The 14,515-nt window shown below is 72.7% G+C and carries 15 protein-coding genes; 11 read left to right on the top strand and 4 right to left on the bottom strand.

Features of this window, described 5'->3' with window-relative positions; all coding sequences use genetic code 11:
• The first annotated feature begins 121 nt into the window (after positions 1-121).
• The gene (locus ACIPRD_RS02315; RefSeq protein ID WP_356405621.1) at positions 122-730 is read left to right on the top strand and encodes a TetR/AcrR family transcriptional regulator; all 609 of its coding nucleotides are present in this window, start codon (positions 122-124) and stop codon (positions 728-730) included.
• 70 nt (positions 731-800) lie between these two features.
• Here ACIPRD_RS02315 and ACIPRD_RS02310 read toward each other — a convergent pair whose 3' ends face one another.
• From ACIPRD_RS02310 to ACIPRD_RS02295, 4 genes are all read right to left on the bottom strand, one after another.
• Positions 801-1,124 carry a multidrug efflux SMR transporter gene (locus tag ACIPRD_RS02310; RefSeq protein WP_356405619.1) on the bottom strand — a complete coding sequence of 108 codons (324 nt, stop codon included), beginning with the start codon at positions 1,122-1,124 and terminating at the stop codon, positions 801-803.
• An 84-nt stretch (positions 1,125-1,208) separates the two neighbouring features.
• Entirely contained in the window at positions 1,209-2,219 is a 1,011-nt protein-coding gene (gene rsgA, locus ACIPRD_RS02305; protein WP_356405616.1) for a ribosome small subunit-dependent GTPase A, read from the bottom strand.
• A gap of 16 nt (positions 2,220-2,235) precedes the next feature.
• On the bottom strand, positions 2,236-3,543 hold the full coding sequence (gene aroA, locus ACIPRD_RS02300) for a 3-phosphoshikimate 1-carboxyvinyltransferase (protein ID WP_356405614.1): 1,308 nt from the start codon (positions 3,541-3,543) through the stop codon (positions 2,236-2,238).
• A 105-nt stretch (positions 3,544-3,648) separates the two neighbouring features.
• Positions 3,649-4,362 carry a M50 family metallopeptidase gene (locus ACIPRD_RS02295; protein ID WP_356405612.1) on the bottom strand — a complete coding sequence of 238 codons (714 nt, stop codon included), beginning with the start codon at positions 4,360-4,362 and terminating at the stop codon, positions 3,649-3,651.
• 49 nt (positions 4,363-4,411) lie between these two features.
• Here ACIPRD_RS02295 and ACIPRD_RS02290 point away from each other — a divergent pair, with 49 nt between their 5' ends.
• The 10 genes from ACIPRD_RS02290 (at position 4,412) to ACIPRD_RS02245 (ending at position 14,465) form a co-directional block, all read left to right on the top strand.
• Positions 4,412-5,227: an SOS response-associated peptidase gene (locus ACIPRD_RS02290; RefSeq protein ID WP_401559206.1), complete on the top strand. Its 816-nt coding sequence runs from the start codon at positions 4,412-4,414 to the stop codon at positions 5,225-5,227.
• A gap of 69 nt (positions 5,228-5,296) precedes the next feature.
• Complete coding sequence (locus ACIPRD_RS02285) at positions 5,297-5,923, top strand: alpha/beta family hydrolase (RefSeq protein WP_401559204.1); 627 nt, start codon at positions 5,297-5,299, stop codon at positions 5,921-5,923.
• Between the two features lie 258 nt (positions 5,924-6,181).
• On the top strand, positions 6,182-6,865 hold the full coding sequence (gene sigR, locus ACIPRD_RS02280; protein WP_356405606.1) for an RNA polymerase sigma factor SigR: 684 nt from the start codon (positions 6,182-6,184) through the stop codon (positions 6,863-6,865).
• Complete coding sequence (rsrA, locus tag ACIPRD_RS02275) at positions 6,862-7,164, top strand: mycothiol system anti-sigma-R factor (RefSeq protein WP_356405604.1); 303 nt, start codon at positions 6,862-6,864, stop codon at positions 7,162-7,164. The genes sigR and rsrA overlap by 4 nt, the downstream gene beginning before the upstream one ends.
• A 109-nt stretch (positions 7,165-7,273) precedes the next feature.
• Positions 7,274-8,581, top strand: a complete 1,308-nt coding sequence (locus tag ACIPRD_RS02270; protein WP_401559199.1) for an HD-GYP domain-containing protein — start codon at positions 7,274-7,276, stop codon at positions 8,579-8,581.
• Positions 8,578-9,855 (top strand): HD-GYP domain-containing protein, encoded by a 1,278-nt coding sequence (locus tag ACIPRD_RS02265; RefSeq protein ID WP_401559196.1) that lies wholly within the window; start codon positions 8,578-8,580, stop codon positions 9,853-9,855. The genes ACIPRD_RS02270 and ACIPRD_RS02265 overlap by 4 nt, the downstream gene beginning before the upstream one ends.
• A 111-nt stretch (positions 9,856-9,966) precedes the next feature.
• A complete protein-coding gene (locus ACIPRD_RS02260) occupies positions 9,967-10,947 on the top strand; it encodes a hypothetical protein (protein WP_356405724.1) in 981 nt (326 codons plus the stop codon).
• A 170-nt stretch (positions 10,948-11,117) separates the two neighbouring features.
• On the top strand, positions 11,118-11,768 hold the full coding sequence (gene def, locus ACIPRD_RS02255) for a peptide deformylase (RefSeq protein ID WP_401559194.1): 651 nt from the start codon (positions 11,118-11,120) through the stop codon (positions 11,766-11,768).
• A 247-nt stretch (positions 11,769-12,015) separates the two neighbouring features.
• A complete protein-coding gene (gene cyc1 / locus ACIPRD_RS02250; RefSeq protein WP_401559191.1) occupies positions 12,016-13,098 on the top strand; it encodes an epi-isozizaene synthase in 1,083 nt (360 codons plus the stop codon).
• A complete protein-coding gene (locus ACIPRD_RS02245; RefSeq protein ID WP_356405594.1) occupies positions 13,095-14,465 on the top strand; it encodes a cytochrome P450 in 1,371 nt (456 codons plus the stop codon). Before cyc1 ends, ACIPRD_RS02245 begins: the two co-directional genes overlap by 4 nt.
• Positions 14,466-14,515 lie beyond the last annotated feature (50 nt).

Below are 14,515 nucleotides of genomic sequence, written 5' to 3'. Positions count from 1 at the left end.
GAAGCCACAAGGGGCGCGGAGGGGCGGGCTCCGCGCGGCCGGTGTTCGTGCGCGCACCCTTGACACCGCGGATGTACGCGTCAAATCTGGGCGAAGTGCCGCTCGCCCCAGGGAGGCGGAGATGCCCCCAGCCCGGGAATCGCTACTGGACGCCGCCCGTACGGCACTCGCGCGCCTGCCGTGGTCCGCGGTGCGGATGGTGGACGTGGCAGCGTCGGCCGGGGTGTCCCGGCAGACCCTGTACAACGAGTTCGGCAGCAAGGACGGCCTGGCCCGCGCGCTGGTGCGCCGGGAGGCCGACGGCTACCTCGCCGGGGTGGAGCGGGCCCTCGCCACGCACACCGACGCGCGCGACGCGCTCACCGCGACCGCCGAGTGGATGGCCTCCGCCGCCCGCGGCAACGCGCTGGTGCGGGCCATGGTCACCGGCTGCTGGAGCGAGCGCCTGCCCGCGCCCGCCCTCTCCGGGGTGCCGTCCTCCGCCGCGGTGGTCCCGGCGCAGCGGCGGGCGGACGGTCCGCTGCCGTCGCCCGGGGACTTCGTGCGCATCGCGCGGGACCGGGCCGTCGCCGCGCTGGCCGGTCCCGGTGCGGCCCCCCGTGACGCCGCGGAGCTGGCCGTCTCCTGCGAGCTGGTGGTCCGCCTCGCCGTCTCCTGCGTGGCGGCTCCGCCGGGGGAGGGCGGCATGGCGGCCCTGGTGCACAGCGCCCTGCACCGGCAGCCGGTGTGACCTGCTGCTCGGCCCCCCCTAGGGGGCGTCTCTTCGATCTTCGTGGGTCCGCGAAGATCGAAGAGCCCCCCTAGTGGCTGGACCCCGACAGCTGGAGGCCGATCACCCCGACGATGACCAGGGTGATGGACACGATCTTCAGGGTGGACACCAGGTCGCCGAGGAAGATCATTCCGTAGATCGCGGTGCCCGCCGCTCCGATGCCCGTCCACACGGCGTAGGCCGGGCCCACGTCGAGCTTCTTCAGGGCGAGCGTCAGCAGGCCGAAGCTGCCGAGCGCGAAGCAGGCGAAGGCGATGGTCGGCCACAGCCGGGTGAATCCGTGCGAGAGCTTCAGGCACACGGCGAAGCCGGTCTCCAGAACCCCGGCCACGATGACCAGCAGCCACGCCATGTGCCGTCCTCCCACAGGTCCGTAATCCCGGCTCGGTGCGAGTATGCCCTTACCTGACTCGCACCCCGGCAAACCACGCGACGGTCAGTCGCCCTCGCGGCGCTCCCGGGTCGCCAGCAGCCGGCGCAGGGAGTACAGCCGGGCGGGGTCCGCGTGGCCCTCCTCCACCCAGGCGTCCAGCGCGCAGTCCTGCTCGTCGTGGCTGCACGCGCGCGGGCAGCCCTCGGTGCCCGCCACCAGGTCGGGGAAGGCGTTGATCACACGGGAGGGGTCGATGTGCGCGAGCCCGAAGGAACGCACGCCGGGGGTGTCGATGACCCACCCCTCCCCGTCGCCGAGCGGCAGCGCGAGCGCCGAGGTGGTGGTGTGCCGGCCGCGGCCCGTCACCGCGTTCACATGTCCCGTCGTACGCCGCCGGTCCTCCGGCACGAGCGCGTTGACCAGGGTGGTCTTGCCGACGCCCGAGTGGCCCACGAACGCGGTGACCTTGCCGTCCAGGTGCTCCAGCACCCGGTCCGCCGCGTCGCCGTTCTCCAGCTCCTCGCGGCTGGTCACCACGTACGGGATGTCCAGGTGGCCGTACAGCTCCAGCAGCTTGTCCGGGGAGGCCAGGTCGGACTTGGTCATCACCAGCAGCGGCTCCAGGCCGCCGTCGAAGGCGGCGACCAGGCAGCGGTCGATCAGCCGCGGGCGCGGCTCGGGGTCGGCGAGCGCGGTGACGATCGCGAGCTGGTCGGCGTTGGCGACGACGACCCGCTCGTAGGGGTCGTCGTCGTCGGCGGTACGGCGCAGCAGCGAGGACCGCTCCTCGATCCGCACGATCCGCGCGAGCGTGTCCTTCTTGCCGGACAGATCACCGACGAGGGCCACCCGGTCGCCGACCACGGCCGCCTTGCGGCCCAGCTCGCGGGCCTTCATCGCCATGATCGTGCGGTCGTCGACCAGGCAGGTCAGCCGGCCCCGGTCGACGGTGAGGACCAGGCCCTCCGCCGCGTCCTCGTGCTTGGGCCGGATGTGCGTCCGGGGCCGGTTGCCCTTGCGGTTGGGACGGGTCCGGATGTCGTCCTCGTCGGTGTGCTTGCCGTAGCGGCGCATGGTTCCAGTCCGCCCGTCAGTTCCCGAGCATCCCGGACCACAGCTCGGGGAAGTCGGGCAGGGTCTTCGCGGTCGTCCCCACGTTCTCGATCTGCACGCCCTTGACCGCCAGGCCGATGATCGCGCCGGCCGTCGCCATGCGGTGGTCCTCGTAGGTGTGGAAGATGCCGCCGTGCAGCGCGCGCGGACGGATGTGCAGACCGTCGGCCGTCTCGGTGACGTCACCGCCGAGCTCGTTGATCTCCTTGGTGAGCGCGGCCAGCCGGTCCGTCTCGTGCAGCCGCAGATGCGCCACGCCCCGCAGGGTCGAGGGGGAGTCGGCCAGCGCGGCGACCGCGGCGATGCCGGGGGTCAGCTCGCCGACGTCGCTCAGGTCGACGTCGATGCCGTGGATCGCGCCCGAGCCGGTGAACACCAGGCCGTACTCGGTCAGTTCGCAGGAACCGCCCATCTCGGTGAAGATCTCCCGCAGCCGGTCACCCGGCTGGGTGGTCCGCGCCGGCCAGTCCGGGATCATCACCTTGCCGCCGGTGACCAGGGCCGCCGCCAGGAACGGCTGGGCGTTGGACAGGTCCGGCTCGATGGTCAGGTCGCGGCCGAGCAGTGCGCCCGGCGTCACCCGCCACACGTTCGGCTCGCCGCCCGACTCGGGGGTGTCCACCTGCGCGCCGACCGCGCGCAGCATGTCCACCGTCATCCGGATGTGCGGCATGGAGGGCAGGCTCGCGCCCGTGTGCCGGACCTCGACGCCCTGGTTGAAGCGCGGCGCGGACAGCAGCAGCGCCGAGACGAACTGCGAGGACGAGGACGCGTCGATCGACACCGCGCCGCCGTCCAGGGCGCCGCCGCCGTGCACGGTCAGCGGCAGCGCGCCGCGGCCGTCGTCGTCGATCCGGGCGCCGAGCGCGCGCAGCGCGTCGATCACGCCGTGCAGGGGGCGCTCGTACGACCGCGGGTCGCCGTCGAAGCGGATCGGACCGTCGGCCAGCGTGGCCACCGGCGGCAGGAAACGCATCACCGTGCCGGCGTTGCCGACGTCCACGGTGGCGGGGCCGCGCAGGCCCGTGGGCAGGACGCGCCAGGCCTCGCCCGTGCCGTCGGGGCCGACGCCCTCCTCGATCTCCACACCCATGGCGCGCAGGGCGCCGGCCATCAGCAGCGTGTCGCGCGAGCGCAGCGGGCGGCGCAGCCAGCCGGGCTCGGAGGCGAGCGCGGCGAGCACGAGGGCGCGGTTGGTGACCGACTTGGACCCGGGTACGTGCACCGTCGCGTCGACTGCTGCGGTGGCGTGGGGAGCGGGCCAGAGGGCGGAGGATTCGGGCATGGGCCCACTCTATAAGGAGGGGCCGGGACGGGCTTTGCGCGCGTACGGGCGGAAAGGCGGTTCGCGGGCACCGGAACCGCCCGCCGGCGCCGCACGGGCGTCAGCTCACGACTCCAGCAGCCACCGTCCCCCGCCGATCAGCGAGCACAGCGACACCGCGTGGAACAGGAACAGCCACAGCCCCGCCGGTACGTGCGTGAGGCGGGACAGCTGGTCCGCGTCCGAGTCGCCGGCGTTGCCGCGGGACCGCTTGGCCTGGAGCTCGAAGGGCGGGCGCACCCCGCCGAGGAGCAGGAACCACACCACCGCGTAGGCGAAGGCCGCCTGCACCTGGGGGCCCGCCAGCCAGGACACGAGCAGGAAGGCGCCGCCCGTCAGCACCACGGTCAGCACGCCGTAGGCGTTGCGGATCATCACCAGCATCACCGCCAGCAGGGCCGTCGCCACCCACAGCAGCAGGGTGATGCGGCCGGCGGCCAGCAGCGCGGCGCCGCCGAGGCCCAGCAGCGAGGGGGCCGTGTAGCCCGCGGCGGCGGTCAGGATCATGCCCAGGCCGTACGGCTTGCCCCGGCTGACGGTGAGGCCGCTGGTGTCGGAGTGCAGGCGGATGCCCGTGAGCTGCCGTCCGGTGAGCAGGGCCACCAGGCCGTGCCCGCCCTCGTGCGCGATCGTCACGGCGTTGCGGGATATGCGCCACAGCGCGGGCGGGGCGACCACGGCGAGCGCGGCGCCCAGCGTGACGAGGACCACCCACAGGTCGGGGTCGGGCTGGGTGCCGGTGAGCCGGTCCCACAGATCGGCGGCGTTGCTGCTGTCCATCTCGGCTGTCGGCTCCCTCGGGTCGTTGCCATCTGGCACTGTGGCACGTATGTGCGGACGGTATGCGGCCAGTCGTAGGCCCGAGGATCTCGCAGGAGTCTTCGGGGTCGAGAAGTGGGAGCCCGAGGAGAGCCTGGAGCCCGACTACAACGTGGCTCCGACCAAGGAGGTCTACGCGGTCCTGGACCGTCCTGTGAAAGACGCGGAAGACCCGCGTCCGGTTCGCCAGCTGCGCAAGCTGAAATGGGGCCTCGTGCCCTCCTGGTCCAAGACGCCCGAGGGCGGCGCCCGGATGATCAACGCGCGCGCCGAGACCGTGCACGAGAAGCCCGCCTACCGCCGGGCCTTCGCCGCCCGGCGCTGCGTCATCCCCGCCGACGGCTACTACGAGTGGGTCACCGGGAAGGACGAGCGGGACCTGGAGGTCGAGGGCAGGAAGAAGCGGCCCCGCAAGCAGCCCTACTTCGTGCTGCCGGCCGACGGCTCGGTCTTCGCGATGGCCGGGCTGTACGAGTTCTGGCGCGACCGCACGCTGCCCGACGACCACCCCCAGGCCTGGTGGGTGACCTGCTCGGTCATCACCACCGAGGCGGAGCAGGGCCCGCTGGCCGTCGCCCCCGCCGACGGCCCGCACTCGCTCGCCGACATCCACCCGCGCATGCCGCTGATGCTCACCCCGGACCGCTGGGACGCCTGGCTCGACCCCGCCCGCACCGACCCCGAGGGCCTGCGCGACCTGCTGGCCCCGCCGCCGGAGGGCCTGATGCGTGCCTACCCGGTCTCCACGGCCGTCAGCAACGTCCGCAACAACGGCCCGGAGCTGCTGACGGAACTGGAGGCCCCGGAAGAGGCCACCCTCTTCTGATCCCGGCGTCCGGTGGACGGCGATCCCCGCGTCCGGCTCTCCGACCCGGCCGGGATCTACCCTTCTGGCGTGAGCGAGACCATCGAGACCGACACCGGCACCGCCCGGATCACCTGGCACGAGGCCGACGGCGCGCGCCTGGTGCTGGCCCTGAGCCACGGCGCCGGAGGCGGCGTCGAGGCGCGGGACCTCCAGGCACTCGCCCGCGTCCTGCCGGAGCGCGGCGTGAGCGTCGCCCTGGTCGAGCAGCCCTGGCGCGTCGCGGGCAGGAAGGTCGCGCCCGCGCCCGGGACCCTGGACACCGGCTGGCGCGGGATCTGGCCCGCGCTGGCCCGGCCCGGACTGCCGGTGGTCTCCGGCGGCCGCAGCGCCGGCGCCCGCGTCGCCTGCCGCACCGCCGCCGAGCTGGGCGCGCACGCCGTGCTCGCGCTGAGCTTCCCGCTGCACCCGCCCGGCAGGCCGGAGCGGACCCGGGCGGCGGAACTGCTCGGAACCGGGGTGCCCACCCTGGTCGTGCAGGGCGGCAACGACCCCTTCGGCCGCCCCGAGGAGTTCCCCGAGGGGGCGTACGACCTGGTCGAGGTGGCCTGCGGCGACCACGGGTTCGCCGTGCCCAAGCGCGCCCCGACGACCCAGGAACAGGCGCTGGAGACCCTCACCGACGGCGTCGCGAAGTGGGTCGCCTCACTCGGCTGACCCCGGGGAATGTTGCGCGACGGACCACTGTTGTGGCGGACAGGAGTGCTGGATCGCCCGCACCCGGCCGTCGTGGGAGAGGAAGTCCGCCGCATGGGTTCGACCGCTTGTCCGAGCCGCAGCTGCCGTGCTGACCTGGACTGGACGGTGCTGCGCGCACCCAAGGCCGCACCCATTCGAGCGGCGGCGGGTACGGGTCGTGTTCTATCCTCCGAAACGAGTGGGTCCGGTCTCGGTCCCGCCCGGGATCTTGAGGAGGTGGGTCCGGTCACCGGTACCGACGCAGGGACCGACAACGGCCAGGCGGAGCAGCCCGAGGGCCGGAGCACGGGCACGGAGTCGTCCGCCGAGCGCAGCGCGCGCTTCGAGCGGGACGCGCTCGAGTACCTCGACCAGATGTACTCGGCGGCACTGCGCATGACCCGCAACCCGGCCGACGCCGAGGACCTGGTGCAGGAGACCTACGCCAAGGCGTACGCGTCCTTCCACCAGTTCCGCGAGGGCACGAACCTCAAGGCCTGGCTGTACCGGATCCTCACCAACACGTTCATCAACTCGTACCGCAAGAAGCAGCGCGAACCCCAGCGCAGCGCGGCCGAGGAGATCGAGGACTGGCAGCTCGCCCGTGCCGAGTCGCACATGTCGACCGGACTGCGCTCCGCCGAGTCGCAGGCGCTGGACCACCTGCCCGACTCCGACGTGAAGGAAGCGCTGCAGGCGATCCCCGAGGAGTTCCGCATCGCCGTCTATCTCGCGGACGTAGAGGGCTTTGCCTACAAGGAGATCGCGGACATCATGGGGACACCCATCGGTACGGTGATGTCCCGGCTGCACCGGGGCCGCCGCCAGCTGCGCGGCATGCTGGAGGACTACGCCCGCGACCGCGGTCTGGTCCCCGCCGGCGCCGGAGAGTCGAACGAAGCGAAAGGCTCGGGCTCATGAGCTGCGGAGAGCCGCACGAGACGGACTGCAGTGAGGTCCTCGACCACCTGTACGAGTTCCTCGACAGCGAGATGCCGGACGTCGACCGCGACAAGTTCCAGCACCACTTCGAGGAATGCTCGCCGTGCCTGGAGAAGTACGGCCTGGAGCAGGCCGTGAAGAAGCTCGTCAAGCGGTGCTGCGGTCATGACGACGTGCCGTCCGACCTGCGCGCCAAGGTGATGGGACGCATCGAGCTGATCCGCTCGGGACAGACCGTCCCCGAGCACGACGTGACCGCCGCCGCCCAGGAGGGCTGAGGACGGACCGTCACCCGAACGTGCTAATCCTCGGGTCATAAGCCCCGCGCCCCCGACAGCCGCCCCTAGGCTCCGAGCCTGGACAGGCATGGTCGGGGGAGGGGGCGTGATGGAGGCCGTTCCGGCGGGCGCGCGGGGCTGGGTGGCCGCGGCCGCCCTGGCGGCCTCCCTCTGCGTCCTGCGCGTGCCGCTCACGCGCACCCCCTGGTGGGCCGTCGCCCTCCTCGCCGTGCTCTACGCGCTGTGCGAGTACGCCGTCCGCCGCCGCTCCGACGCCGGTTTCCATCCGGTCCTGCTGGCCGGGGCGTTCCTGCTGTCCCCGGCCGCCGCCGCGCTCGTCCCGCTGCCCGCCGCCCTGCTCGTCCCCGTCGAGCACGAGCCGGCGCGCCTGCGCCGCGTCTGGCGGGCCGCCCGGCCCTCGCTCGCCGCGTGGGGCGCCTCCCGGACGCACGGGGCGCTCGGCGGCCCCCGTTCCATCGCCACCGCCGACTTCCCGCACGCCCTGCTCCCCGCCGGCGCGGCCGTACTGGCGTTCTGCCTGGTCCTCGCCGCCCTCGACGGCGGCATCCTCGCGACCGCCGCGGGGGTGCCGGCGCGGCGGGCCTGGCGCGGCCTGTTCTGCCGCTCCCTCGCGCCCGTCGCCGTCCACGGGCTCGGCGGGCTGATGATGGCCGTCCTGTGGCGCAGCCCGTACGGCCCCGTCGCCGCCCTGCTCGTGCTGCTGCCGATGGGCGTCTCGGGCTGGGTCTTCGCGCAGTACCACCGCGAACGCGCCGCCCACCAGGCCACCATCCGCGCGCTGGTGCAGGCCGTCGACATCAAGGACGGCTACACCCGCGGCCACAGCGAGCGCGTCGGACACGCCTCCGTGCTGATCGCCCGCGAACTCGGCCTGGACGAGGAGCGCGTCGAGGTGCTGCGCTTCGCCGGCATCCTGCACGACGTCGGCAAACTCGGCGTCCCCACCCGCCTGCTGCGCAAGGACGGCCCCCTCACCCCCGAGGAACGCCGGATCATCGAACTGCACCCCGAGTACGGCCACGAGATGGTCCGCGGCATCTCCTTCCTCGGCGAGGCCCGCGCCGCGATCCTGCACCACCACGAACGGCTCGACGGCAGCGGCTACCCCTACGGCCTGGCCGGCGAACGCATCCCCGAGGCCGCGCGCGTGGTCGCCGTCGCCGACGCCTTCGACGCGATGACCTCCACCCGCTGCTACAGCAGGGCCCGCCCGGTCGAGGCCGCCCTCACCGAGCTGGAGCGCTGCGCCGGTTCCCAGTTCGACCCCCGCATGGTCGCCGCCCTCGTCCGGGCCCTGCGCCGCTGCGGCTGGCACCCGGCGGTCACCGCCGACGAACCGGCCCCCGGCGTGCCCGCCCCGGCTCCGGCCGGCGGTCCGGCGGGAGCCCACCGGTGAGCGCGCGCGGGCGGGACACCGTCCACCGGCGCCCGGACCGGCCGCCGGCCGCCCAGCGGCTCGTCCACGGCTCCGCCGCCCTCGTCGCGGCCGTCTCCCTCGCCGCCACCCTGTGGACCGGTCTCGACGACCGGGGCGTGGCACTCGCCTTCGGGCTGATCGTCGCCGCCGGCGAGCTGGGCCGCTGGAGCGACGCCCAGGTGCGGCAGGCCGCGCCGCTCGGCACCGCGGGCGCCCTGGCGTACGCCCTGCTCGGCACCGACGCGGGACAGCCCGTCCGGCACCACGCCGCCCAGGTCGTCACCGTCGTGCTCGCCGCCTCGCTGCTCGGGGGCGTCCCGCACATCTGGAACGGCCGCAGCCCGACCCTCGACCACCTCGCCCGGCGCGTCCTCACCGTCGCCTTCGCCGCCGTCTGCTTCCAACCCCTGTGCGGCCGGGACGTGTTCACGCCCCTGGACGGCTCCGTGCACGCCCTGCTGCTCGTCGCCCTGCTCGTCCTCACCGCCCTGTGCGACGCCGTGCTCGCCGCCGTCCTCGCCCGCTCCCGCACCCGCTGGCCCTTCGGCCCGCTCCTGCGCGAGGAACTGCGCGGACTGCTCGGCATCGGCTCGGCGGTGTGCGCGACCGGCGCCGTGATGGCGCTCGCGGCCGCCGTCGCCGGGATGTGGGCGCTGCCGGTGTTCTGCCTGCCCCTGCTCCTCACCCAGCTGTCCCTGCGCCGCTGTGCGGCGGTCCGCGCCACCTACCGGCAGACCATCACCTCCCTCGCCCGGGCCACCGAGATCGCCGGCTGCACCCCCGCCGGGCACGCCCACCGCGTCGCCGCCCTCAGCACGGCCGTCGGCCGGGATCTGGGCCTGTCCGGACCCGAACTGACCGTCCTGGAGTACGCCGCGCTGATGCACGACATCGGCCGGCTCAGCCTGGTCGACCCGGTCCCCGCTGGGGCGACCGCGGATCTGCCCGAGCCGCAGCGGCGGCGCATCGCGCTGCTCGGCGGCGCCGTCGTACGGCAGACCGGGGTGGACGGGGCGGTCGCCGTGGTCGTGGAGCGCCTCGCGGACCCATACCGGGAGCAGCCGGTCGCCGCGAGGATCGTCCGTGCCGTGAACGCGTACGAGGAGAAGACCCGCGACGCCGGCCCCGGAGGACCGCTCAGGGCGCTGGCGGAACTGCGGCTGGCCACCGCCGCGGACTACGCCCCCGAGGTCGTGGAGGCCCTCGCCCGGGTGCTGGACCGGGACTGTCTTACCCTGCCCATGGCTGGGTAACCCATGGGTAATGAGCGGCCCTCCCGGCGTACGTGGTTGGATGCCAGGGAGAGGGTGTCAGGGGGCATAGGCCAGCCCACTGTGCGGAACTGGAACTGGCAGGCGGGAATCGTGAGGATCTTCGGCAAGGGACGGCACCGGCCCTCCGCCTCCTGGCGGCAGGCCACCGACCGGGCGTTCACGCTCATCGGTGACGGCCGGTACGAGGACGCGGGCGAGCTGCTGACACGGGCCGCCGACCTGGAACCCTGGCTGTCGGAGTCCTGGTTCAACCTCGCGCTCCTGCACAAGTTCCGGCACGACTGGGAGCAGGCCCGGGCCGCCGGACTGCGCGCGGTCGCCCTGCTCGACCGGGAGACCGGCGCTCCCGACTGGTGGAACGTCGGCATCGCCGCCACCGCCCTCCAGGACTGGCCGCTGGCCCGCCGCGCCTGGCAGGCCTACGGGCTGCGGGTGCCGGGCGGTGCCACCGTCGCCGAGGAACCGCGGGGCATGGAACTGGGCAGCGCGGCCGTACGGCTCTCCCCGGAGGGCGAGGCCGAGGTGGTCTGGGGCCGGCGCCTGGACCCGGCCCGCATCGAGGTGCTGTCCATCCCGCTGCCGTCGTCGGGCCGGCGCTGGGGCGAGGTCGTCCTGCACGACGGCGTCCCGCACGGCGAGCGCACCACGTCCGCCGGGCACTCCTACCCGGTCTTCGACGAGATCGAGCTGTGGGCGCCCTCGCCCGTCCCCACCTGGGTGGTCCTGCTGGAGGCGGCCACCGAGGCGGACCGGGACGCGCTGGAGCAGCTCGCCGCCGACGCCGGGTTCGCCGCGGAGGACTGGTCCTCCTCGGTACGGCTGCTGTGCCGGATGTGCTCGGAGTCACGCATGCCGTCCGACGAGGGCGAGGGCGTGCACCTGGATCCGCACGACCACAGCGAGCCCGGTCATCCGGGTCCGCTGGGGCACCGGACGGACGGGCAGCTGTGGGTGCCGGAACGGGAGTGCGGGGTGGCCGCGCCGGCCGCGCTGGTGCGGGGGCTGCTGGACGGGTGGGTCGCGGACAGCCCGGACTCGCGGGACTGGCGGGACCTCGAAGAGGTGTGCTGACGGCTCCGGCGGTCGCGGGCTGAGGCCGTGGGGCGGACGCGGGTCCTTCGTGGCCGGTCGCACGGTTCCCCGCGCCCCTGAAACTCTTTCCCGCGCCCCTGAGGGGGTGGTCCACGTACCCTGTAGCAGCATTCACTCCGAGTTTCAGTGCAGGAAGGCGTACGTCGGTCATGGCTCAGCAGGACACCGATCAGCAGCACACGGGCGTGCTCCCCGTCGACGACGAGGGCTATGTCGTCGACACGCAGGACTGCGAGGAGCGCGAGAACGCCTGGCGTGAGCGCGGGACCTCGCGGCCGATCACGGTCGTCGGCAACCCCGTCCTGCACAAGGAGTGCCAGGACATCACCGAGTTCGGCGCGGAGCTGGACCAGCTCGTGGCGGACATGTTCGCCAGCCAGCGCACCGCCGAGGGCGTCGGCCTGGCCGCCAACCAGATCGGCGTGGACCTGAAGGTCTTCGTCTACGACTGCATGGACGACGACGGCGTCCGGCACGTCGGCGTGGTCTGCAACCCCGAGCTGGTCGAGCTGCCCGCCGGCCGGCGCGTCCTGGACGACAGCAACGAGGGCTGCCTGTCCGTGCCGACGGCGTACGCGCAGCTCGCGCGCCCCGACTACGCCGAGGTGACCGGCCAGGACGAGAAGGGCAACCCGGTCAAGGTCCGCGGCACCGGCTACTTCGCGCGGTGTTTGCAGCACGAGACGGACCACCTGTACGGCTACCTGTACATCGACCGCCTGTCCAAGCGTGACCGCAAGGACGCGCTGCGGCAGATGGCCGAGAACGAACCGCGCTACCCCGTCGTCGCCAACGACTGACACGGCCGCCGGCACCCCGGCGGACGCACCGGAGCAGCCACGACGCCCGGTCGGGATCCTTCCCCGACCGGGCGTCGTTCGTCTGTTCGCCACATGATTTCCGGCATCTTGGGGTGGTGAATGAAGCAAATCCGTTCCCACAACGGTCAGTTGTGGTGCTGAATGGGCAGTGCGGGGATACGCGACGGCGCACGCCCGGCACGGCACGGAGGGGTGTGCGCATCTGGCGGCTGAGAGGGGACTGCTCGTGCACGCATTCGCACACGGCACCACATCGTCGGCAACGGTGGCAGTACCGCCGTCTCTCGCCCTCCCGGTGATCGAGGACGTGTTTCCCCGGCAGCTCCACCCGTATTGGCCGAAGCTCCAGGAGAACACGCGCCGGTGGCTGCTGGAAAAACGGCTCATGCCCGCGGACAAGGTGCGTGAATACGCCGACGACCTGCGCTACACGGACCTCATGGCCGGGTACTACGTCGGTGCCCCCGACGACGTCCTGCAGGCCATCGCGGACTACAGCGCGTGGTTCTTCGTCTGGGACGACCGCCACGACCGCGACATCGTCCACGGCCGGACCGAGGACTGGGCCTGCCTGCGGCGCCGGCTGCACGCGGCGCTCGACTCACCCGGTCACCATCTGCACCACCCGGACGCCCTGGTGGCAGGGTTCGCCGACAGTGTGCTCCGGTTGTACGGGTTCCTTCCGTCCACCTGGAACCACCGGTTCGCCCGGCACTTTCACGCGGTGATCGAGGCCTACGACCGCGAGTTCCGCAACCGCGTCGAGGGCCGGGTGCCCGGCGTCGAGGAGTACCTCGCCCTGCGGCGCCTCACCTTCGCCCACTGGATCTGGACGGACCTGCTGGAGCCGAGCGCCGGCCTCCAGCTCCCGGACGCCGTACGGAAAGACCCCGCGTTCCGCCGTCCGGCCCTGCTGAGCCAGGAATTCGCCGCCTGGTACAACGACCTCTGTTCACTGCCCAAGGAAATAGCGGGGGACGAGGTCCACAATCTCGGAATCAGTCTCGTCGCGCACGAGCGGATGACACTCGAAGAAGCGGTGGAAGAAGTGCGCCGCCGCGTGGAGGAATGCATCACCGAATTCATCGAGGCCGAACGGGACGCCCTGCGTTTCGCCGACGAACTCGCCGACGGAACCGTGCACGGAAAAGAACTCGGCGCCGCCGTGCGCGCCTGCGTCGGCAATATGCGGAACTGGTTCAGCACCGTCTACTGGTTCCACCACGAGTCCGGCCGGTACATGGTCGACAGCTGGGACGACCGCTCCACACCCCCGTACGTCAGCAACGAAGCGGCAGGTGAGAAATGACCCTCGACTCCGTACGGCCCGACACGCGTGAGGTGTCCGGACTGCGCGAACCGCCCCTCGCCGGCGGCGCCGTCCCGGGCCTCGGGCACGGTCTGAAGCTCGTGCGCGACCCGCTCGCGTTCATGTCCCAGCTGCGCGACCACGGCGACGTCGTACGCCTCAGGCTGGGCCCCAAGACGGTGTACGCCGTCACCACGCCGGAGCTCACCGGCGCACTCGCGCTCAGCCCGGACTACCACATCGCCGGGCCGCTGTGGGAGTCCCTGGAGGGCCTGCTCGGCAAGGAGGGCGTGGCGACCGCCAACGGCCCCCTGCACCGCCGCCAGCGGCGCACCATCCAGCCCGCGTTCCGCCTGGACGCCATTCCCGCCTACGGCCCCGTCATGGAGGAGGAGGCGCACGCCCTCACCACGCGCTGGCGGCCCGGCGAGACGGTCGACTGCACCTCCGAGTCGTTCCGGGTCGCCGTGCGGATCGCCGCCCGCTGCCTGCTGCGCGGTGAATACATGGACGAGCGCGCGGAACGGCTCAGCATCGATCTCGCCACTGTCTTCCGCGGCATGTACCGCCGTATGGTGATCCCGCTCGGACCGCTGTACCGGCTGCCGTTCCCGGCCAACCGCGAATTCAACCGGGCACTGGCCGATTTGCATCTGCTGGTCGACGAGATCGTCGCCGAGCGGAGGGCATCCGGTCAAAAGCCGGACGATTTGCTGACGGCATTGCTGGAGGCGAAGGACGACAATGGCGACCCCATCGGAGAACAGGAGATCCACGATCAGGTCGTCGCGATACTGACCCCCGGCAGCGAAACCATCGCCTCCACGATCATGTGGCTGCTCCAGCTTCTCGCCGACCATCCGGAACACGCCGAGAAGGTGCGCGCCGAGGTCGAATCCGTCACCGGCGGCCGCCCGGTCGCCTTCGAGCACGTCCGCCGGCTCGGCCACACCAACAACGTCGTCGTCGAGGCCATGCGCCTCAGGCCCGCCGTCTGGATACTGACGCGGCGCGCGATGGCCGACAACGACCTGGGCGGCTACCGCATCCCCGAGGGGGCGGACATCATCTACAGCCCCTACGCCATCCAGCGCGACGCCCGCTCCCACGAACGCCACCTCGACTTCGACCCCGACCGGTGGCTGCCAGAGCGGGCCAAGGACGTGCCCAAGTACGCGATGAACCCGTTCAGCGTCGGCAACCGCAAGTGCCCGAGCGATCACTTCTCGATGACCCAGCTGAGCCTGATCGTCGCGGCGGTCTCGGCGAAGTACCGCTTCGAGCAGACCGGCGGCTCCGACCCCGCCACCCGCGTGGGCATCACCCTGCGCCCCCACCGGCTGCTGGTGAAGCCCGTCGAGTGGTGAACGGCTCCGCCTGACACTCGCGCGTCCCGGCACGGGGGTGTCAGGCGGAC

It is taken from the genome of Streptomyces sp. NPDC090108 (assembly GCF_044747185.1).
Classification (GTDB): domain Bacteria; phylum Actinomycetota; class Actinomycetes; order Streptomycetales; family Streptomycetaceae; genus Streptomyces.
This window is presented reverse-complemented; position numbering and strand designations above follow the sequence as displayed.

What these genes read in the sequence shown, in the direction of transcription:
- ACIPRD_RS02315 (WP_356405621.1), top strand. Translation starts at nt 122, where the DNA reads ATGCCCCCAGCCCGGGAATCGCTACTGGACGCCGCCCGTACGGCACTC.
- ACIPRD_RS02310 (WP_356405619.1), bottom strand. Translation starts at nt 1,124, where the DNA reads ATGGCGTGGCTGCTGGTCATCGTGGCCGGGGTTCTGGAGACCGGCTTC.
- rsgA (WP_356405616.1), bottom strand. Translation starts at nt 2,219, where the DNA reads ATGCGCCGCTACGGCAAGCACACCGACGAGGACGACATCCGGACCCGT.
- aroA (WP_356405614.1), bottom strand. Translation starts at nt 3,543, where the DNA reads ATGCCCGAATCCTCCGCCCTCTGGCCCGCTCCCCACGCCACCGCAGCA.
- ACIPRD_RS02295 (WP_356405612.1), bottom strand. Translation starts at nt 4,362, where the DNA reads ATGGACAGCAGCAACGCCGCCGATCTGTGGGACCGGCTCACCGGCACC.
- ACIPRD_RS02290 (WP_401559206.1), top strand. Translation starts at nt 4,412, where the DNA reads ATGTGCGGACGGTATGCGGCCAGTCGTAGGCCCGAGGATCTCGCAGGA.
- rsrA (WP_356405604.1), top strand. Translation starts at nt 6,862, where the DNA reads ATGAGCTGCGGAGAGCCGCACGAGACGGACTGCAGTGAGGTCCTCGAC.
- ACIPRD_RS02270 (WP_401559199.1), top strand. Translation starts at nt 7,274, where the DNA reads ATGGAGGCCGTTCCGGCGGGCGCGCGGGGCTGGGTGGCCGCGGCCGCC.
- def (WP_401559194.1), top strand. Translation starts at nt 11,118, where the DNA reads ATGGCTCAGCAGGACACCGATCAGCAGCACACGGGCGTGCTCCCCGTC.
- ACIPRD_RS02245 (WP_356405594.1), top strand. Translation starts at nt 13,095, where the DNA reads ATGACCCTCGACTCCGTACGGCCCGACACGCGTGAGGTGTCCGGACTG.